We start from the raw sequence: 18,166 nt of genomic DNA, 5'->3' as shown, positions 1-18,166 counted from the left end.
CCACCAGTATCGGCGGGCTTATCTCAAAAAAGTATCGGAGATGCTTGAAGCGAGCCTAGGAGCTTAAGCAGCGGCTATAGGAATATTCCTACCCCGTCAGAGGTCGGCTTCGTCGTCGATGAGCTTGTGGCGGATCGCATAGCGCACGAGGCCGTTTTCGTTCGGCATCTGCATCTTCTCGAGGATGCGGGTCTTGTGCGTGCTGACGGTCTTGACGCTCAGACAGAGTTTGTGGGCGATCTCGGTGATCGTCTGACCGGCGACGATGCGCCGGAACACGTCGAATTCCCGGTCGGACAGCCGTTGATGCGGCAATGCTTCGGCGGGCTCGTTCAGATTCTGCGCGAAGCGCTCGGCCATCGCGAGACTGACATAGACGCCGCCCGCCGCCACCTTCGTCACGGCGCCGACCAGTTCGGCGCTCGCGCTTTCCTTGGTCATGTAGCCGGACGCGCCTGCCTTGAAAGCACGCACCGCGTATTGCTGCTCGGCGTGCATGGTCAGCACGAGAATGCGCAGCGCGGGCTCCTCGTCCTTGATCTGCCGGATGAGGTCGATGCCGTTGCGGCCGGGCATCGACAGGTCGAGCACCAGCACGTGCGCGTCGGTGGCGCGGACCAGCGCAACGGTGGTCGCGCTGTCGCATGCTTCGCCCGCGACGTCGAATCCGCTCGCGGATTGCAGGATGTGGCGCAGCCCGTCGCGTACGAGCGTGTGGTCGTCGGCAAGCAAAACCTTGATCATGGATACGTGTGTTCCTGTTGCGCGGCCTGCAAGGGAAAGGTGACCGTCAGTGTAAAGCCTTCGTTCGCCGCCGTATCGATCGGCACGGCGCCGCCCTGCATATGGGCCCGTTCGCGCACGCCGGTCAGGCCGAACGACCTGTCTTCACCGGAATGCGCGCCTGCGCGGCGCGGAGGCCGAAGATGCCGAAGATGCGCTCGGCTGTGGGGTTGAAGATCACGATGTTCTGCGCTTCGTCGATCATGATGATCGCTTCCATCGACGAGGGGATGATGCCCGTCATGCGCGCCTCGTCGCGGTTCGCTGCGGGCGCGGCCGGGGCTGCCGCACGCGCCGCGCCCGCATGATCTGCGTCATTCGATACCACGACGGCCAGCATGATGCCGACGGCGAGGACGGACGCGACGACGCTCAGCACGAAGGGCGCGGCCAGCCGCACGTTCGACGGTGCCGGTAACGCTCGTGGCTTGCGCATGACGTCGAAGTCGACTTTCATCCGGGCCTTCATCGCGAGAGGAGTGCATGGCGCGCGGCTGCGCGGCGCAGACATTGTGCACGCTTGCGAGCCGCGCGCCGATGCGCGCCGCCGTCTGCCGTCGCGCGACGCACGGCGTCTCGCCCATGACGCCAGGCGTCTGCCGCCATCAATGCGACATCAGCACGGGCATCGTCATCGACTCCAGCATGGTCCGCGTGACGCCGCCGAACACGCGTTCGCGCGCGCGGGCATGGCCGTACGCACCCGTCACCAGCAGGTCCGCGTGCAGATCCGAAGCGCGATTGAGCAGCGTCGCGCCCGCGCCGACACCAACGGTGTGCGGCGTCGTCGAGAACGCCGCGCGCACGCCATGCGCGTCGAGCCATGCGGCGACGTCGATGCCCTCGGGCGCGTCGGGATGCTGCCCGTGCACGTGCCCATGCCCATGCCCGCGCACGATTTCGATGCCGACATGGCGCGCCCGCTGCAGCAGGGGTAGCGCGTCGGCGGCGGCGCGCGCGGCTTCACGGCTGCCGTCCCAGGCGACCAGCACGTTTTCGCCGAGCGTGCGCACCTCGCCCGCATACGGCAGGACGAGCGCGGGGCGGCCGGCGCCCAGCACCAGATCGCCGACGAAATGCGGCGCGACGAACGAAGTGGGATCGTTCGGATCTTCCTGGCCGAGGACGAGCAGGTCGGCGTGCCTCGCGTGCAGCATCGCGACATCGAGCGCGGGTCCGGGCGGCGCACGCCATTCGGCGCTGCGTCCGGCACGTTCGGCGGCTGCGAGGAAGGCGTTCCCGGCCTTGTCGCGGCGGTTCGCTTCCTGTGCTTCGATCTGCGCGAAAGACAGCGTCTTGTCCTGCCGGAAGATCGGCCGGAACAGATCCTGACAGACGACATACAGGCCGATCAGATGCGCATCCCAGCGCTGCGCAAGCTCGAGCGACAGCGCGATGCGCGTGTCGCTGCGGCGGCTATCGTCGATATGGACGAGCAGGGTCTTGTAGCTCATGTCGGTTCCTTTTCTGGGCTCAATGCGACAGCAGCACGGGCACGGTCATCGACCGGAGCACGGTGCGCGTCGCGCCGCCGAGCACCAGTTCGTGCAAACGGGAATGCGCGTACGCGCCCATCACGATCATGTCGCAGCCCGCGTCGGCCGCCTGCGACAGCAGCACGTCGCCGATCGCGGCGTCGTCGCCGGCGCTGAGTTCGCGCACGTTCACCTTCACGCCGTGACGCGCGATCGTCAGCGCGATGTCGGAGCCGGGAATGCGCCACGCGGGCGGTTCGGCGCGCATCGCATTGACGGTGAGCAGCGTGACATCGGCGGCATGCGAGAGAAACGGCATCGCGTCGTGGATCGCGCGCGTGGCTTCGCGGCTGCCATCCCACGCAACGAGCACCCGTTGCCCGAGCTTCGCGTGCGCGCCGCTCGCGGGCACGAGCAAGACGGGCCGGCCCGCCGACATCAGCAGATGCTCGGCGAACTGATCGGCGATGAACGATTCCGGGTCTTGCGGATCGGCCTGTCCCGCGATCACCAGATCGGCGAGGCGCGCGTACGGCGGCACCACGTCGTTCGCATAACCCGGCGCCGAGATCCAGCGGCCGTCGACCTTCGCGCGCGCGGCCTCCGCATGAAACAGTCGCTCCAGCGCGGCGCTGCGCTCGCTGCGCTGACGCTCGTGTTCCGCGTAGTAGGACGCCGTGCCCGCCATCACGAAGAACGCGTGCGGCTCGGGGATGTAGGTGGTGAAAAGGCCCGTGAGGCGCGCATGAAACTGATGCGCGACACGCAGCGCGATTTCGAGGCGCGGATGCGCATGCGCGCCCGTATCGAGTTGCACGAGGATGCTCTTGTAACTCATCGCGGTTGCTCCAGAACAGACAGACGTCGGGGTCGGGCGGGCCGCGGCCCGCGATGAAATCGAGTCTACGATTGGTCGCTCAGCCCCGCTTGATGCAGATCAAGCGGTGTCGCATCGTGCGCTGCGTGACTATCATCAAGCCGGGTTCCATGCCGGTTGATCGACATCAAGGCCGCCATGCGGCGCTCGCATAGATTGGTCTGTGTGAACTGCTTCATTCCTTTGACGGAGGACTTGTATGAAAGCACTCGTCTATCACGGTCCCGGCGAGAAGTCGCTCGACGAACGTCCGATGCCGGAACTGTCCGCGCCCACGGATGCCATTGTCCGCATGACGCGCACCACCATTTGCGGCACCGACCTGCACATTCTGAAGGGCGACGTGCCGACCTGCGAACCGGGGCGCATTCTCGGCCATGAAGGCGTGGGCGTCGTGCACAGCGTGGGCAGCGCGGTGAACGGCCTGGCTGTCGGCGATCACGTGCTGGTGTCGTGCATTTCGTCGTGCGGACAGTGCGAATACTGCCGGCGCGGCATGTACTCGCATTGCACAACAGGCGGATGGATTCTCGGCAACCGTATCGACGGCACGCAGGCCGAATACGTACGCATTCCTCACGCGCAGACCAGTCTTTACCGCATTCCCGCCGGCCTCGACGAAGAGGCGCTCGTGATGCTCTCCGACATCCTGCCGACGGGTTTCGAATGCGGCGTGCTCAACGGCAAGGTTCAGCCGGGCAGCACGGTCGCCATTGTCGGTGCGGGCCCGATCGGGCTCGCGTCGCTGTTGACCGCGCAGTTCTATTCGCCCGCGCAGATCGTCATGATCGATCCCGACCCGAACCGGCTCGAGGTCGCACGGCGTTTCGGCGCGACGGCATGCATCGACAACCGTCACGAAGACGCCGTCGCGCAGGTGATGGCGCTCACCGATTCGACGGGCGTGGACTGCGCGATCGAAGCCGTCGGCGTGCCCGCGACGTTCGAGCTCTGCGAAGCGCTGATCGCGCCGGGCGGCACGATTGCGAATATCGGCGTGCACGGCGTGAAGTGCGATCTGCATATCGAACAGCTGTGGGACCGCAACATCTCGATCACGACGCGTCTCGTCGATACCGTCAGCACGCCGATGCTGATGAAAACCGTGCGCGCGGGACGGCTCGATCCGAAGCAGCTGATCACGCATCGCTTCGCGCTCGACGACATGCTGGCCGCGTACGAAACGTTTTCGCACGCGGCCAGCACGCATGCGCTGAAGGTGCTGATCGAAGTTTCCTAGCCGCCGTGTTTGATCTGGATCAGCGGCGCGGCGCGGCAGACCTTTAAGCTGGACTCACCCGCATTACGAGGAAAGGGAGAAGCCGTCATGTCCGCGTCACGCAGGATCCTGGTCGTCTACTACTCGCGCAGCGGCACGACGCAGCGCATCGCGGAACTGCTCGCGGCGGAAATGGGCGCCGACATCGAGGCGATCCGCGAGCAAGGCGCGCATCCGGCGCGTACCGGGGCGCGCGGCTACGTGCGCTCGCTGCTCGACGCACTGCGCCGCCGCGAAGTCCTCGTGATGCCGCCGATCCACGATCTGTCCGCCTACGACGCCATCGTGGTCGGCACGCCTGTGTGGGCAAGCCGCGCGTCCGCGCCCGCTGTCGCGTGGGTGAAGGCGCAGCGCGCGCGCATCCGGCATCTCGCGCTGTTCTGCACGCTTGGCGGGCGCGGCAGTCAGCCGGCGCTGAATCAGATGGCGAAGGCAGCGGGCAAGGCGCCGCTGGCCGTCTGCGCGATCACGGCGCATGACTTGCGCCGGCGCATCGACGGCACCAAGCGGCAAGGATTCGGCCAGAAGATCCGGCATCGGCTGGCCAGGCTGCGCGAGACCGACTGGGTCGTGTAGCGAGTCCGCCCGTTTTCCTGGAGCGCGGTGCTGCGCGCCGGCTTTGAGCGCATTTCATGGAGTCTCATCATGTACAAGAAAATCCTCGTGGCGGTGGACGGCAGTCACACCTCGAAGCAGGCGGTCCAGGAGGCCCTGAAAATGGCGTCGGTGACGAGCGGGACGGTGCATGCCGTCTTCGTCGTCGATACGTCGCCGCTGTTCAGCTACGCCGGATACTTCGATCCCGTCGCGCTGACGGACGCTCTGCGTAACGACGGCCGTATCGCGCTGGAAGACGCGCAGGCGGCATGCAAGCCATCGGGCGTCGCGTGTGCGACGGAGCTCATTGAAACCGGGCAACTGAACGACGACGTCGCGCACGCGCTGCAGCGCTGTGCGGAGCGCATCGGCGCGGAACTCGTCGTGCTCGGCACGCACGGCCGGCGAGGCGTGAAGCGGCTCGTGCTGGGCAGCGTCGCGGAGCGTTTTGTGCGGATGTCGCGGTGTCCCGTGCTGCTGGTGCGCGGCAGCGAGCCGCAGGAAGAAGCCTGATTCGAAGCCTGATTCGACGGAAGTCTCAGAACGAAATCGACGAAGCGAACCGGCGAAGCGAACGACGAAGGAGGGCGCCGCCCGGTTCGCCACGAGCGGCACCCTTTGTGTTTTGCTTCGTTGCCCGCGTGCTTGGCGACGCGCTCAGCATGCCGTCGTCGCAAAGTCCTCGTCTGCCGGGCGATGCCCGCGTCCGACCGCGAAATGCCCGACCGTCTGTGCAAGCAGGGCCACCGATCCGACGGGCAGCTTCAGATTGACGGCGAGCGCCGTGCGATTCATCCAGCCGCGCGCGGCGGCCGCCAGTCCCGTCGATGCGCAGTACAGGTACACGTTCTGCAGGATCGCGCCCGCGCTCGCCGAGGCAAACGCTTCGCGCTGCGCCTGCGGCACGTCCTGCATGCGCGTCAGGTCCGCGACGTAGACGAGATTGACGGGCGCGTGACCGAGAAACTCCTGATAGCCCGTCATCGCGCGCAGGTCGGCGGAGGCGACGAGCGAGAGCGCATGCGCCGCGACATCGTAGCGATATGCGCCGCTTGCCAGCAGCACATAGATGTCGATTTCATAGCCGCCGAGCGCCGACGGCGCAGTGCGGCCGCCTTCGCCATCGCGGTTGATGCCGTCGGCGGCCCATAGCAGATCGCCTAGCGTGCCGTGATCGAGCGGCGTTTCCGCGAATTCGCGCGACGTCTGCCGGGCCGCGAGCGCGTCGAACAAGGGCATGCCGCCCGTGCGCTGCGCGGGCGCAAAGCCGATATAGGGCACGGGTGTGCCTTCGACGGGCTTTGGCGTGGGCGTATTGAGCAGCGCGGCGCCGATGCGGAAAAGAGGTTTGGTCATGGCGTGCCGTCCGCGCGTGGAAAGCGTCTTCCGCATGCGGATCTCCGAAAGAACGTAGGTGCATCGTCCCATGCTTCGGAGTGTGCGGATTGATGCAGATCAAGCGCGCCGGAAGCGCTCATCGTGAGCTGCGGCGCACACGGCTTACGTCTGCTGCGACAACTCGGGCACGCGGGCCAACAGAACGGGCGTATCGGCGAGCCGCAGCGTGCGCGTCGCGACGCTGCCGAGGAACCAGCGCGCGACGCCGCGCCGTCCATGTGTGCCGACGACGAGCAGGTCGGCGTTCCATTGTTCGGCGTCGCGCACGATAGCATGCGGCACGTCGTCGCCTGTCCGGTTGGTTTCGATGAGTGCGGTTTCAGCCGTGCGTCCTTCGCTCTCGACGATACGCGCGGCGAGTTCGAGCGCGACGCGTCCTTCTTCGATGAACGCGCCTTCGAGCATGTCGACGGGCGCGATATCGAACAGATGCACGGCGCGATCGACCACGTAGATCGCGCGCAACTGCGTCTGCGCCGATGCGAACTGAAGGCCGATGCGCAGCGCGCCGAGCGAATGCGCGCTGCCGTCGAGCGCGAACAGGATGCGCTGCGGCCGCCGGTCCGTGCCGACGCGGCTGTTTTCGGGGACGACCAGCAGCGAACTGTTCGCGCGCCGCGTGACGGGCTCGGACACGGCGCCTTCGATCCAGCGCAACAGCCCGCGATGATGACGCGCGCCCATCACGAGCAGATCCGCCTGCCAGTGCGCCGCCGTGTCGAGCAGCGCGTGCACCGTGTCGCCGTCGCGCTTCGACAGATCGATCACATCCGTTTCCAGCGTGCCCGGAAACAGCGCCGCGATTTTCTGCACCGCGTCGCGCGCGTCGCTGAGCAGTTCGTCGCGCGCGGCAGCGAGGAATGCCTGGGTGGTCGCGCCGAGCGGAAACAGCGTGCGCGGATTATCCGCAACCGATACGGCGGCCATGGCCGCGCGCCCGCTGAACAGCACGTTCGCATATTGAGCCGCGCGCAGACTCGCGTCGCTGGCGTCGACGGCCAGCAGCACGCGCTGGAACGGGCGGACGGCGCTGTGTTCCGTTTCGACTGGATTTGCCATGATGTTCCTCCGCGGCCGATGCATACACCTCGTGCACCCACTATAGACGCTCAGATGGACCGATTATGTGCGTCATCGCGCGTGACGGGTCCGCTTGACTTCAATCAAGCCGTCTCTCTGCTGGCGGCACACACTACATCAGTGTGCCAAGGAGAAAACCATGTTAGCTATCGATGTGATGACGCCGTCCGTGATCTGCGCGAAACCGGACATGACCGTGCAGGAAGCCGCGCAACGTCTGGTCGACAACAGGATCAGCGGCATGCCCGTCGTCGATGCGGACGGCGTGCTGGTGGGTATCGTCAGTGAAGGCGATTTGCTGCACCGGGTCGAGACGGGAACGGAAACCAGGCGTTCGCGCTGGCTCGAACTGTTTTCGACGACGCGCGACCTGGCGAGCACGTTCGTCAAGGAGCATGGACGCAAGGTCGAGGACGTGATGAGTAGAGCCGTCTTCTCCGTCGACGAGCGGACACCCGTGGCCGACATTGCCGAAATGATGGAAACGCGCCGCATCAAGCGTGTGCCCGTGATGCGCGGCGGCGAACTGGTCGGCATCGTCACGCGCGGCAACCTGATCCGCGCGCTGGCAAGCGCCCCCGCGTTCTCGCAGGCCCAGGACGGTCCTGCCGCGAGCGACCGCGAGATTGCCGACGCGATCGTCGCTGCATTGAGCGGCAAGCGCTGGGCGTTGACGAAGGAGAACGTCATCGTCAAGGATGGCGTGGCCCATCTGTGGGGCGTGATCCAGTCCGAAGAAGAGGAGCATGCGCTCTGCATCGCCGCGCTCGAAGTCAAGGGCGTGAAGGAGGCGCGCGCGCATCTGAGCTTTCCGACCATGATGCCTTTGATGTGACGATTCGGCACCGTCACGCACTTTGCACGCTGCGCGCGAAGATCCGGCGGACCTTCGTCGCGCACTTTCATTTTTCAACGCTAGAATCCACGCGAGCGGCTCTCTGTACCCATTCGCCGTCGATTGTTCGTCAGATCCTTCAAGTCAATTCGCCCTGAGCCGCTTTATTGCGGCGAATCGTCTGTCTACATTCTCTCCATCGCAGGCCGGCTGTTTCGAAAAGCAGCGGGCCCCGTTCAACGGTATCGAATCGATCGAGGAAACAGATCATGAGCAAGCTTGCAGGTAAGGTCGCTGTCGTCACGGGCGCATCGAAGGGCATCGGCGCGGGTATTGCCAGGGCGCTCGCCGCGGAAGGCGCATCCGTCGTGGTCAACTATTCGAGCAGCAAGGCTGCTGCTGACGCAGTCGTCGCCGACATCACCGCGGCGCAAGGCAAGGCGATCGCGGTCGGCGGCGACGTGTCGAAGGCGGCGGACGCAGAGGGCATCATCAAGGCCGCCGTCGAAACGTATGGAAAGCTCGACATCCTCGTGAACAATTCGGGCGTCTACCAGCTCGCGCCGATTGAAGAGTTCACTGAAGAACAGTTCCACAACCAGTTCAATATCAACGTGCTGGGCCTGCTGCTCACGACGCAAGCGGCGCTCAAGCATCTGAAGGAAGGCGCGAGCATCATCAACATCAGTTCCGTCGTGACGACCATCACGCCGCCGACGAGCGCCGTCTATAGCGGCACGAAAGGCGCTGTCGACGCGATCACGGGCGTGCTGTCGCGCGAACTCGGACCGAAGCAGATTCGCGTCAACGCGATCAATCCGGGCATCGTGATCACGGAAGGCACGCACGAAGCAGGTATCGTCGGCTCCGACTTCGAAACGATGGCCGTGAGCCAGACGCCGCTGGGCCGTGTGGGTCAGCCGCGCGATATCGCGTCGATCGCGGTGTTTCTCGCTTCCGACGACTCGGGCTGGCTGACGGGCGAACGGATCGTCGCGAGCGGCGGCATGCGCTGATACGCCGGCGTAATGGCGCTGTCACATCATCGGAATGTGCAGATGATGTGGATCGTTCAAGGTCTCCGCGACGCGCTGCAACGCGTCGCGGCAATCGTTTCTGTCTTGCGGACCGCCGAGGCAGACACGGATGGTATTGGGCGGATTGCCGTCCGTCGAAAAGGCCGCGCCCGCCACGGCGCCCACGCCCTGATTGCGCAGTTGCAGCGCCAGCTCAGGCGCGCTCCAGTCGCATTGCGCGGGGATCGGCAGCCACAAGTGAAAACCGTCGGGCTGCGCGTCATAGTGCCAGTCCGCGAGTTCATGTGATGCGATCGCCTGGCGCGCGTTCGCTTCCTTGCGGATCGCGTCGAGCATGTCGTGCGCGGTGCCGTCGTTGACCCATTGCGTCGCGAGCATCACCGTGAACGGACTCGGCATCACCGTGGTCGCGCGCAGCGCGCCCGCGACGCGCTGCGTCTGCCGCGAAGTCGGCGCACGAAGATACGCGACGCGCAGCCCTGCGCCGAGCGTTTTCGAAAACCCCGTCACATACCACGTCAGCTCAGGCGCAAGCGAGGCGAGCGCAATGGGCCTGTCGGCAGGCAGCGAGCCGTACGCATCGTCTTCGATGATGGGGACGCTGTAGCGCAGCGCGACGTCGGCGAGCGCCTCGCGCCGCTGCACGGACAGCGTCAGCGTGCTCGGATTCTGCAAAGTCGGATTGCAGTAAAACGCACCGGGCTTTTCGGTCTTGCAGAGCGCTTCGAATGCATGCGGCAACGGTCCTTCTTCATCGCGCGGCAACGGTTGCAGGCGCACGCCGAGTTGTGATGCGATCGCCTTGATGCCGGGATACGCGAGCGTATCGAGGCAAATGGTTTCGCCTGGCCGCGCGAGCTGCGAGACGAGCGCGACGAGCGCGCTATGAATGCCGGGACACACGAGCACGGTATCGTCTTCGCAGTCGGGCACGCGCTCCCTGAGCCATGCACGTCCCGCCGCACGGTCGTCGGGCGTACCGCCAAAATCCTGATAGCGCAGCAGCCGGTAAGGATCCGTCTGCGCGAACAGTTGCGCCGCCGACTCCCTCAGCCGCGCCGCGAGTTCGGGCGGTTCGGGCGGCATGTTCATCGACATCTCGACACTGCTGCCGCCCGCGAGCGGCAGCGTCTGCGTACGCCCGCGCACGAACGTGCCGCTGCCCGCACGCGCATCGAGCAGCCCGCGCTTGCGTGCCTCTGCATAGGCCCGCGCGACCGTCGTGTAGTTCAGTTGCAGTGCGCCCGCCAGATCGCGCAAGCCGGGCAGGCGGTCGCGCGGACGCAGACGTCCGCTCGCGAGATCTTCTTCGATCAGATCCGGTATCACGAGATACGCCGGTTTGCGGCTCTCGGTGAGCCGCTTGAGCCAGTGATGCGTGAGACTGTCCATTGCCTGTGATTCCCGAATTGGATGTATGTGGGCATGCATGAATGTGTCATTCAAACTAACACGCGAATTCCGCAAAAAATAATCCGGTTTCCATTCAATTCGAAACCTGATCGCATTGATTGGATCGATGCACGCTTGCGGGGTATCGCGCACCATCCGCACGCAAAACACGCTGCGTCGATGTGCGAAGCCGGTGCGCGCGCAGCGGCCCCTATTCCCTGAGAAGCCCTGCCGGCCAAGGCTCGTAAAGAATTTTTCGGCTCGCTCGAACCATTGCGGTTTGATTGATTGGAAGTTGATTGCATGAACCGGGCCGGAAATTGGCATATCCGTTGCGTTAAGCGATTCGCCATTCGGGGTATGTCCCGTTGAGCAATCCGATCAATTACGCGACTTATTGGAGAGCGATATGCCTGCCGTCAACAAACCTCTGCATCAGAAAGGCGATTATCTGGTCGACTACGAAGAGAAGGTCTTTCCTGACGTCAAGGCCGAACCCGGCGAGAAAGCGCTCGTCACGTTTCATACCGTCGCATTCGAAGGCTCGATCGGCTTCGTCAATCTGCTGCAGGCCACGCGTTTGCAGCGCAAAGGCTTCGATACGTCGGTGCTGCTCTACGGCCCCGGTGTCACGCTCGGTTTGCAGCGGGGCTTCCCGACGCTCGGCGACGAAGCCTTTCCGGGTCATCTGAACTTCAACAAGCAGCTCGTCAAATTCATGGAAGAGGGCGGCAAGGTGTACGCGTGCCGCTTCGCGCTGCAGGCGCTGTACGGTCATGGCGAAGCGTCGCTGATCGAAGGCATCCGGCCGATCAATCCTCTCGACGTGCTCGACCTGCAACTGCTTCATCGCAAGGAGAACGCGCTGATCATCCATACGTGGACCGTCTGAGCGCGCCGGGTGCCGATCATGTCCGACCAGCGAATCATTCGTGCAGCCGCGGTGCAGATTGCACCGGATTTCGAGCGGCCCGGCGGCACGCTCGACAGGGTATGCGCCGCCATCGACGAAGCGGCGGCGCAACGCGTGCAGCTGATCGTCTTTCCCGAGACGTTTGTGCCGTATTACCCGTACTTCTCGTTCGTGCGTCCGCCCGTTGCGTCGGGTGCCGATCACATGCGGCTCTATGAGCAGGCGGTGGTCGTGCCCGGCCCCGTCACGCAGGCGGTCGCCGAACGCGCGCGCCGTCACGCGATGGTCGTCGTGCTCGGCGTGAACGAGCGCGATCACGGCAGCCTCTACAACACACAGCTCGTGTTCGACGTCGACGGGCGCCTCGTGCTCAAGCGCCGCAAGATCACGCCGACCTTTCATGAACGGATGATCTGGGGCCAGGGCGATGCGGCGGGGCTCAAGGTCGCGCATACGGGCATCGCGCGAGTCGGCGCGCTCGCGTGCTGGGAGCATTACAACCCGCTCGCGCGCTATGCGCTGATGACGCAGCACGAAGAGATCCATTGCAGCCAGTTTCCGGGCTCGCTCGTCGGTCCCATTTTCGCCGAGCAGATCGAAGTGACGATCCGTCATCACGCGCTCGAATCGGGCTGCTTCGTCGTCAATTCGACGGGCTGGCTGACGCAGGCGCAGATCGAATCGGTGACGGCGGACGAGAAGCTGCAAAAGGCGCTGCGAGGCGGCTGCATGACGGCGATCGTCTCGCCCGAAGGACAGCACCTTGCGGAACCGCTGCGCGAGGGGGAAGGCATGGTCGTCGCGGATCTCGACATGTCGCTGATCACGAAGCGCAAACGGATGATGGACTCGGTCGGCCACTATGCGCGGCCTGAGCTGCTGAGTCTTGCGATCAACGATCGTCCCGCCATGCCCGTCGCGCCGATGTCGATGTCGTTCGAACGCGTTCGCCCGGACACCGCGCCGGAAACTACCGATGGAGGCCACGATGAGTGCCAGCATGAACCCGTCGCCGGCTGAGCCGCGCACGCAGCGTCAGATGATGGAACTGCGCACCGAGTTGCAGTCGGCGGGTTTGCGTCTCGTCGATCCGGGCGTGGGCGCCGCGAGCCGGCGTGGCGGCGCGGGGCCTTCGGATCACAAGGCCGTGACGGTTGACGGCGTGACGATCATGGTGCCCGTGCATACCAGTTCCGCATGGAATTCGCCGTTCGTCGCAGGCGCGCCGGACGAAGCGGGCGCGAGCGCACTGTTGCGCGACACGATCCCGATTGCAAGCATCAGTTTTCCGAAAGCGCCGCGCTTCACGCAACTGCAAACGCTCGACGGCGTGCCGTACTCGCACATCGCCACGCTGCACGGCAAGGACGTGCTCGCGACCACGGTGCTGCAAACGTGCATCCGCTACGAGAGCCGCAAGAAGACGTGCAAGTTCTGCGCGATTGGCCAGTCGCTTGCGGCGGGACGCACGATTGCGCGCAAGACACCGGAGCAGTTGGCCGAAGTGGCGCGCGCGGCCGTGCTGCTCGATGGCGTGAAGCATATGGTGCTGACCACGGGAACGCCGCCCACGCCGGATCGCGGCGCGCAGATTCTGTGCGAAAGCGCGTTCGCGATCAAGGCGGCCGTCGATCTACCCATTCAGGCGCAATGCGAGCCGCCCGACGACGATGCGTGGTTCGAACGCATGAAGGCAAGCGGCATCGACGCGCTCGGCATGCATCTCGAAGTGGTGACGCCCGAGGTGCGCGCGCGCGTGATGCCGGGCAAGGCGAGCGTGCCCGTCTCGCGTTATATCGAGGCGTTCAAGGCGGCTGTCGCGGTGTTCGGCAAAGGGCAGGTCAGCACATACATCCTCGCGGGCCTCGGCGATACGGCCGAAGCGATCCTGGCGATTTCGCGCGAGCTGATCGATATCGGCGTGTATCCGTTCGTCGTGCCGTTCGTGCCGATCAGCGGCACGCCGCTCGAAGATCACCCCGCGCCTTCGCCCGAATTCATGAAGTCGATTCTCGCCCCGCTCGGTGCGATGCTGCGCGATGCGCAGATGCGTTCGGCCGACATCAAGGCCGGTTGCGGCAAATGCGGCGCGTGTTCGTCGCTGGCATCGTACGAGGATTGATCATGTTCTGTGCGACATTCGACGAACTCGACGCACTGCCGCTCGCCTATACGCCCGCCGAGTACCGCGTGAAATGGGCGACGCTGCCGTGGGAAAGTAACGAAGCGTACGCGCTGCGGCGCGCAGTGTTCTGCGTCGAGCAGGGCATCTTCGTCGGTGACGACCGCGACGAGATCGACCGTGAGGCGAAGCTGCTGGTTGCGCTCAGCTGCGTTGCGGGGATGCCGGAACAGGTGGTCGGCACGGTGCGCATTCACGAGACGAGTCCGCGCACGTGGCTCGGTTCGCGGCTCGCAGTACATGCGGCGTTCCGTTCGCACGGCAAGCTCGGCTCGACGCTGATTCGCCTTGCCGTCAGCAGTGCGCATGCGCTCGGCTGCGATACGTTTCTCGCGCATGTGCAGCGTCAGAACGTGCCGTTGTTCCGGCGCCTGCATTGGCAAACCGTCGCGGAAGAAATGCTGTTCGGCCGGCCGCACGATCTGATGGAGGCGAACCTCGAACACTATCCGCCGTGCTTCACGCCGGAGAGCGGATTCGTCACGTCGTCGCGAGGCCGCTCATGAGTCTGTGCGCGTTAGTCGAACGGTTGCGCGAAAGCCGCGGCTTTCGCCATAAAACGGATATCGCAGGCGTGGTGGCGTCGCTGGCGTCGAGCCTGCCGAACGGCATGCGCGATCTCGCGCAAGCCGTTGCAGTGGGCGACGACTGCGCGGCGCTGGCCGATGGCGACGGCTACCTGCTCTTCGCAATCGAGGGACTCGTCAGCGATTTCGTCGAAACGATGCCGTGGTTCGCGGGCTACAGCAGCGTGATGGTCAATGTCAGCGACGTCTATGCGATGGGCGGCCGTGCGCTCGCTGTCGTCGATGCGCTTTGGAGCGACGGGCTCGATTCGGCCGCGCAGATTCTCGAGGGAATCGCGGCGGCATCGAAAGCGTATGGCGTGCCCGTCGTCGGCGGGCACAGCAACACGCGCAGCGCGCAGGCGCAGCTCGCCGTGTCGGTCATCGGGCGCGCGCGTGCGCTGCTGTCGAGCTTCAGCGCGCGTGCGGGCGACACGCTCGTGATGGCCGTCGATCTGCGCGGCCGCTTCGAAGATCCCTATCCGTTCTGGAACGCGTCGGTTGGCGCGCCCGCGCAGCGCCTGCGAGACGATCTCGAAGTGCTGCCGCAGCTTGCCGAAAGCGGTCTCTGCGATGCCGCGAAGGACATCAGCATGGCGGGTGTGCTCGGCACTGCGCTGATGCTGCTGGAATGCTCGGGCGTCGGTGCACGCATCGATCTCGATGCAATTCCTCGTCCTGAGCATGTCGATTTCGAACGCTGGCTCAGCGCGTTTCCGAGCTACGGCTTCCTGCTCTCGGTACGCGACGAACAGGTGAATGATGTGCTCGCGCGCTTTTCGCAGCGCGGCGTCGCGGCTGCGGCGATAGGCAAGGTGGATGCATCGCGTGAAGTCGTGCTCGCGCAGCAAGATGAATCGGCATTGCTCTGGAGCTTCCGCGACAGTCCGTTCATCGGCGCTGCGATGGAGGTGGAAGCATGAGCGGCGGCACGACGATGCGCATTGCGCTGTTCACGCATTCCGTCAATCCGCGCGGCGGCGTCGTGCATACGCTCGAACTCGCGCGTGCGTTGCGTGAAGCCGGGCAGGACGTGACGGTCTTCGCGCCATCCGTCGGCGGCGCGCCGATGTTTCGCGCCTCGCCTTGCCGTGTCGTGCTCGCACCCGTCGCCGCGCACGGCGGCGATACGGTGAAAATGGTGCAGACACGGATCGACGCGTTGAAAGCGGCGCTGCTCGAAGAAGGGGTGTCGGGCTTCGACGTGCTTCATGCGCAAGACAGTATCAGCGGCAATGCGCTCGCGGAGTTGCGCGAAATGGGGCGGATCCGCGGCTATGTGCGCACGGTGCATCATCTGGATACCTTCGACAATCCGTGCCTGAGCGAATGGCAACGACGCGCGTTCGCGGATGCCGACACGGTTCTGTGCGTCAGCGATGCGTGGACGAAAAGGATGCGCAACGAATACGGCATCGCAGCGTCGACGGTGAACAACGGCGTGGACGTGGAGCGTTTCCATTCCGCGTGTGAATTCGACGATACCGATATCTGCGCGAAGCTCGGTGTCAGCGGAAAACCGGTCGTGCTGGCTGTGGGCGGCATCGAGGAGCGCAAGAACACGCTGCAACTGCTCGAAGCGTTTGCATGGCTGAAGCAGACGCATCCCGGCGCGCAGCTCGTGATCGCGGGCGGCGCGAGTCTGCTCGACCACGATGGCTATACGCGCCGCTTCATGGCGCGTGCGGCAGCGCTCGGTCAAGCGGTCACGGTCACCGGTCCGCTCGACGACAAGGAAATTATCGCGGTGATGCGCGCATCCGATGTCGTTGCGATGGTCTCGGTGCGCGAGGGCTTCGGCCTCGTCACGCTCGAAGCCCTGGCGGCGGGCAAGCCCGTTGTCGTGTCCCGGATCGAACCGTTCACGGGCTATCTCGACGAACGCGTCTGCTGCTGGGCTGAACCGGGCGACGCCGCCAGCATTGCCGACGCGCTGCGCCGCGCATTGCACGAACGCGGCGGCATCGACTTCGAACACGCGGTCCCCGAACTCTTGGCGCGCTTCAGCTGGCGCGAAAGCGCGCGCCGTCATATCGCGCTGTACGCAAGCCATCTGCGGCACTTCGCGCAAGCACTCAGCGTCTGAATTTTTTACTCAAAGGAAACGTGATGCCAGTCATGCACTTCAAGGTCCAGTGGCCGGACGGCAGCGAGGCCAACTGCTATTCCCCTTCGACCGTGGTCGGCGAATTCTTCGTCGCGGGGCAGTGTTATGCGCTTGCCGATTTTGTGGGGCGTGCACGCGAGGCGCTGCATATCGGCTCCGAACGCGTGCGCGAGAAGTACGGCTTCGCGTGCTCGGCGGCGATGGATCAGCTCGCGCAGATCGAGGACCAGGCGCGGCGCTTCGCCGTCGATCCCCAGGCGGAAGTCAAGGTCGTCGAACTTTTGTGAACCCGGATGCGGCGCGTCGTACAAACGCGCGCACGCCGCATTCAGATCGAACGCAGGAACGAATCATGTCGAACGCGAACAACGTTGTTCAAGATGCATCGAACGGAGTGCCGCACCATACGGTCATCGTGGTCGGCGGCGGCCAGGCGGGCCTGTCGATCAGCTACTACCTGAAAGAGGCGGGCATCGATCATCTCGTGCTCGAAAAGCACACAGTCACGCATACGTGGCGCTCGCAGCGCTGGGATGCGTTCTGCCTCGTCACGCCGAACTGGCAATGTGCGTTGCCGGGTTATCCGTACACGGGCGACGATCCGCATGGCTTCATGAAGAAGGACGAGATCATTGCCTATCTGGACGGGTTCATCGACATGGTCGACGCGCCTGTACTCGAGCATACGGAGGTGCGCAAGGTGAAGCGGTTGCCGTCGGGCGGCTATTTCGTGTCCACCTCGAACGGCGACTTCACGGCCGATCATGTCGTGGTCGCGTCGGGTGGCTATCACACGCCCATCGTGCCGCGCATGGCCGAACGTCTGCCGTCCGGGATCGTGCAGATGCAGTCGTCGCACTATCGCAATCCGCACGCATTGCCCGACGGGGCGGTGCTCGTCGTCGGTTCGGGGCAGTCCGGCGCGCAGATCGCGGAAGATCTGCACCTGGCGGGCCGCAAGGTCTATCTCGCCGTCGGCGAAGCGCCGCGCTGCGCGCGCTTCTATCGTGGCCGCGACGTCGTCGACTGGCTCGCGGACATGCGCTACTACGACATGCCCGTCGATCAGCATCCGCTGCGCGAAGGCGTGCGCGACAACACGAACCACTATGTGACGGGCCGCGACGGCGGCCGCGATATCGACCTGCGGCGCTTCGCGCTGGAGGGCATGGAACTGTATGGCCGGCTCGACGATCTGCGCGACGGCAGCCTGCAATTCGCGCCAAACCTGATCGCCAGCCTGGACAGCGCGGACGATACGTATAACCGCATCAATGCGAGTATCGATGCGTTCATCTGCAGGCAGGGCATCGATGCGCCTGCCGGCTTGCCATACACACCCGTGTGGCGGCCGGAACGCGAGCGCACCTCGCTCGATCTGGCTGCGAGCGGGATTTCGTCGATCATCTGGTGTATTGGGTTCAGACCTGATTTCAGCTGGATCGATGCACCCGTGTTCAACGGACGCGGTTATCCCGCCCACAATCGCGGCATCACGCCGCAAGACGGCTTGTATTTCATCGGCTTGCCGTGGCTGCATACATGGGGATCGGGCCGCTTCTCGGGCATCGCACGCGATGCCGGACATGTCGTGGGCGCGATTCGCTCGGCGCTCGACGCGGCATCGACGAGTCTCGCGGCGTGA

Annotated in this window: 20 protein-coding genes; 13 read left to right on the top strand and 7 right to left on the bottom strand. The window is 64.9% G+C overall.

The window, feature by feature from the left end; genetic code table 11:
• Positions 1 to 96 precede the first annotated feature (96 nt).
• From FRZ40_RS37185 to FRZ40_RS37170, 4 genes are all read right to left on the bottom strand, one after another.
• On the bottom strand, positions 97 to 744 hold the full coding sequence (locus FRZ40_RS37185; RefSeq protein WP_028364224.1) for a response regulator: 648 nt from the start codon (positions 742 to 744) through the stop codon (positions 97 to 99).
• A gap of 124 nt (positions 745 to 868) precedes the next feature.
• Positions 869 to 1,240, bottom strand: a complete 372-nt coding sequence (locus FRZ40_RS45525) for a PAS domain-containing protein (RefSeq protein ID WP_240057453.1) — start codon at positions 1,238 to 1,240, stop codon at positions 869 to 871.
• 148 nt (positions 1,241 to 1,388) lie between these two features.
• Positions 1,389 to 2,237: a universal stress protein gene (locus FRZ40_RS37175; RefSeq protein ID WP_028364222.1), complete on the bottom strand. Its 849-nt coding sequence runs from the start codon at positions 2,235 to 2,237 to the stop codon at positions 1,389 to 1,391.
• 19 nt (positions 2,238 to 2,256) lie between these two features.
• Positions 2,257 to 3,096 (bottom strand): universal stress protein, encoded by an 840-nt coding sequence (locus FRZ40_RS37170; RefSeq protein WP_147237520.1) that lies wholly within the window; start codon positions 3,094 to 3,096, stop codon positions 2,257 to 2,259.
• 238 nt (positions 3,097 to 3,334) lie between these two features.
• Between FRZ40_RS37170 and FRZ40_RS37165 the strand changes: the two genes are divergently transcribed.
• From FRZ40_RS37165 to FRZ40_RS37155, 3 genes are all read left to right on the top strand, one after another.
• Positions 3,335 to 4,375 (top strand): zinc-dependent alcohol dehydrogenase family protein, encoded by a 1,041-nt coding sequence (locus FRZ40_RS37165; protein ID WP_028364220.1) that lies wholly within the window; start codon positions 3,335 to 3,337, stop codon positions 4,373 to 4,375.
• Positions 4,376 to 4,462: 87 nt separating this feature from the next.
• Positions 4,463 to 4,990 (top strand): flavodoxin family protein, encoded by a 528-nt coding sequence (locus FRZ40_RS37160; RefSeq protein WP_028364219.1) that lies wholly within the window; start codon positions 4,463 to 4,465, stop codon positions 4,988 to 4,990.
• Positions 4,991 to 5,059: 69 nt separating this feature from the next.
• Entirely contained in the window at positions 5,060 to 5,524 is a 465-nt protein-coding gene (locus FRZ40_RS37155; RefSeq protein ID WP_028364218.1) for a universal stress protein, read from the top strand.
• A 144-nt stretch (positions 5,525 to 5,668) separates the two neighbouring features.
• Here the strand turns inward: FRZ40_RS37155 and FRZ40_RS37150 are convergent, their stop codons facing one another.
• Complete coding sequence (locus FRZ40_RS37150) at positions 5,669 to 6,367, bottom strand: SagB/ThcOx family dehydrogenase (protein ID WP_035541050.1); 699 nt, start codon at positions 6,365 to 6,367, stop codon at positions 5,669 to 5,671.
• 144 nt (positions 6,368 to 6,511) lie between these two features.
• Positions 6,512 to 7,468 carry a universal stress protein gene (locus tag FRZ40_RS37145; RefSeq protein ID WP_028364216.1) on the bottom strand — a complete coding sequence of 319 codons (957 nt, stop codon included), beginning with the start codon at positions 7,466 to 7,468 and terminating at the stop codon, positions 6,512 to 6,514.
• Between the two features lie 160 nt (positions 7,469 to 7,628).
• On the opposite strand from FRZ40_RS37145, the gene FRZ40_RS37140 reads away from it, so the two are divergent.
• Positions 7,629 to 8,324: a CBS domain-containing protein gene (locus FRZ40_RS37140; protein ID WP_028364215.1), complete on the top strand. Its 696-nt coding sequence runs from the start codon at positions 7,629 to 7,631 to the stop codon at positions 8,322 to 8,324.
• 269 nt (positions 8,325 to 8,593) lie between these two features.
• Positions 8,594 to 9,340: a glucose 1-dehydrogenase gene (locus FRZ40_RS37135; RefSeq protein WP_028364214.1), complete on the top strand. Its 747-nt coding sequence runs from the start codon at positions 8,594 to 8,596 to the stop codon at positions 9,338 to 9,340.
• Between the two features lie 21 nt (positions 9,341 to 9,361).
• On the opposite strand, the gene FRZ40_RS37130 is transcribed toward FRZ40_RS37135, so the two are convergent.
• Positions 9,362 to 10,753 (bottom strand): aminotransferase-like domain-containing protein, encoded by a 1,392-nt coding sequence (locus tag FRZ40_RS37130; protein ID WP_147237519.1) that lies wholly within the window; start codon positions 10,751 to 10,753, stop codon positions 9,362 to 9,364.
• Positions 10,754 to 11,162: 409 nt separating this feature from the next.
• Here FRZ40_RS37130 and FRZ40_RS37125 point away from each other — a divergent pair, with 409 nt between their 5' ends.
• The 8 genes from FRZ40_RS37125 to FRZ40_RS37090 all read left to right on the top strand — a co-directional run bounded on the left by FRZ40_RS37125 (position 11,163) and on the right by FRZ40_RS37090 (position 18,166).
• Positions 11,163 to 11,645 carry an MSMEG_0572/Sll0783 family nitrogen starvation response protein gene (locus FRZ40_RS37125; protein WP_012403844.1) on the top strand — a complete coding sequence of 161 codons (483 nt, stop codon included), beginning with the start codon at positions 11,163 to 11,165 and terminating at the stop codon, positions 11,643 to 11,645.
• Positions 11,646 to 11,663: 18 nt separating this feature from the next.
• Complete coding sequence (locus tag FRZ40_RS37120; RefSeq protein WP_028364212.1) at positions 11,664 to 12,686, top strand: Nit6803 family nitrilase; 1,023 nt, start codon at positions 11,664 to 11,666, stop codon at positions 12,684 to 12,686.
• Positions 12,655 to 13,788 carry an MSMEG_0568 family radical SAM protein gene (locus FRZ40_RS37115; RefSeq protein WP_147237518.1) on the top strand — a complete coding sequence of 378 codons (1,134 nt, stop codon included), beginning with the start codon at positions 12,655 to 12,657 and terminating at the stop codon, positions 13,786 to 13,788. Before FRZ40_RS37120 ends, FRZ40_RS37115 begins: the two co-directional genes overlap by 32 nt.
• Before the next feature lie 2 nt (positions 13,789 to 13,790).
• A complete protein-coding gene (locus FRZ40_RS37110) occupies positions 13,791 to 14,354 on the top strand; it encodes an MSMEG_0567/Sll0786 family nitrogen starvation N-acetyltransferase (RefSeq protein ID WP_028364210.1) in 564 nt (187 codons plus the stop codon).
• Complete coding sequence (locus FRZ40_RS37105) at positions 14,351 to 15,337, top strand: sll0787 family AIR synthase-like protein (RefSeq protein ID WP_147237517.1); 987 nt, start codon at positions 14,351 to 14,353, stop codon at positions 15,335 to 15,337. Before FRZ40_RS37110 ends, FRZ40_RS37105 begins: the two co-directional genes overlap by 4 nt.
• Positions 15,334 to 16,500, top strand: coding sequence for an MSMEG_0565 family glycosyltransferase (locus tag FRZ40_RS37100; protein WP_147237516.1), 1,167 nt, complete (start codon positions 15,334 to 15,336; stop codon positions 16,498 to 16,500). The genes FRZ40_RS37105 and FRZ40_RS37100 overlap by 4 nt, the downstream gene beginning before the upstream one ends.
• Before the next feature lie 23 nt (positions 16,501 to 16,523).
• Complete coding sequence (locus FRZ40_RS37095) at positions 16,524 to 16,808, top strand: MSMEG_0570 family nitrogen starvation response protein (protein WP_028364207.1); 285 nt, start codon at positions 16,524 to 16,526, stop codon at positions 16,806 to 16,808.
• Between the two features lie 65 nt (positions 16,809 to 16,873).
• Positions 16,874 to 18,166: an MSMEG_0569 family flavin-dependent oxidoreductase gene (locus FRZ40_RS37090; protein WP_147237514.1), complete on the top strand. Its 1,293-nt coding sequence runs from the start codon at positions 16,874 to 16,876 to the stop codon at positions 18,164 to 18,166.

The sequence above is a fragment of the Paraburkholderia azotifigens genome (genome assembly GCF_007995085.1).
Taxonomy (GTDB): Bacteria; Pseudomonadota; Gammaproteobacteria; order Burkholderiales; family Burkholderiaceae; genus Paraburkholderia; species Paraburkholderia azotifigens.
This window is presented reverse-complemented; position numbering and strand designations above follow the sequence as displayed.

Coding starts and splice junctions, on each gene's coding strand:
- FRZ40_RS37125 (WP_012403844.1), top strand. CDS start 11,163: ATGCCTGCCGTCAACAAACCTCTGCATCAGAAAGGCGATTATCTGGTC.
- FRZ40_RS37135 (WP_028364214.1), top strand. CDS start 8,594: ATGAGCAAGCTTGCAGGTAAGGTCGCTGTCGTCACGGGCGCATCGAAG.
- FRZ40_RS37115 (WP_147237518.1), top strand. CDS start 12,655: ATGAGTGCCAGCATGAACCCGTCGCCGGCTGAGCCGCGCACGCAGCGT.
- FRZ40_RS37090 (WP_147237514.1), top strand. CDS start 16,874: ATGTCGAACGCGAACAACGTTGTTCAAGATGCATCGAACGGAGTGCCG.
- FRZ40_RS37095 (WP_028364207.1), top strand. CDS start 16,524: ATGCCAGTCATGCACTTCAAGGTCCAGTGGCCGGACGGCAGCGAGGCC.
- FRZ40_RS37110 (WP_028364210.1), top strand. CDS start 13,791: ATGTTCTGTGCGACATTCGACGAACTCGACGCACTGCCGCTCGCCTAT.
- FRZ40_RS37170 (WP_147237520.1), bottom strand. CDS start 3,096: ATGAGTTACAAGAGCATCCTCGTGCAACTCGATACGGGCGCGCATGCG.
- FRZ40_RS37140 (WP_028364215.1), top strand. CDS start 7,629: ATGTTAGCTATCGATGTGATGACGCCGTCCGTGATCTGCGCGAAACCG.
- FRZ40_RS37155 (WP_028364218.1), top strand. CDS start 5,060: ATGTACAAGAAAATCCTCGTGGCGGTGGACGGCAGTCACACCTCGAAG.
- FRZ40_RS37175 (WP_028364222.1), bottom strand. CDS start 2,237: ATGAGCTACAAGACCCTGCTCGTCCATATCGACGATAGCCGCCGCAGC.
- FRZ40_RS37145 (WP_028364216.1), bottom strand. CDS start 7,468: ATGGCAAATCCAGTCGAAACGGAACACAGCGCCGTCCGCCCGTTCCAG.
- FRZ40_RS37130 (WP_147237519.1), bottom strand. CDS start 10,753: ATGGACAGTCTCACGCATCACTGGCTCAAGCGGCTCACCGAGAGCCGC.
- FRZ40_RS37150 (WP_035541050.1), bottom strand. CDS start 6,367: ATGACCAAACCTCTTTTCCGCATCGGCGCCGCGCTGCTCAATACGCCC.
- FRZ40_RS37160 (WP_028364219.1), top strand. CDS start 4,463: ATGTCCGCGTCACGCAGGATCCTGGTCGTCTACTACTCGCGCAGCGGC.
- FRZ40_RS37185 (WP_028364224.1), bottom strand. CDS start 744: ATGATCAAGGTTTTGCTTGCCGACGACCACACGCTCGTACGCGACGGG.
- FRZ40_RS37105 (WP_147237517.1), top strand. CDS start 14,351: ATGAGTCTGTGCGCGTTAGTCGAACGGTTGCGCGAAAGCCGCGGCTTT.
- FRZ40_RS37100 (WP_147237516.1), top strand. CDS start 15,334: ATGAGCGGCGGCACGACGATGCGCATTGCGCTGTTCACGCATTCCGTC.
- FRZ40_RS37165 (WP_028364220.1), top strand. CDS start 3,335: ATGAAAGCACTCGTCTATCACGGTCCCGGCGAGAAGTCGCTCGACGAA.
- FRZ40_RS37120 (WP_028364212.1), top strand. CDS start 11,664: ATGTCCGACCAGCGAATCATTCGTGCAGCCGCGGTGCAGATTGCACCG.
- FRZ40_RS45525 (WP_240057453.1), bottom strand. CDS start 1,240: ATGAAAGTCGACTTCGACGTCATGCGCAAGCCACGAGCGTTACCGGCA.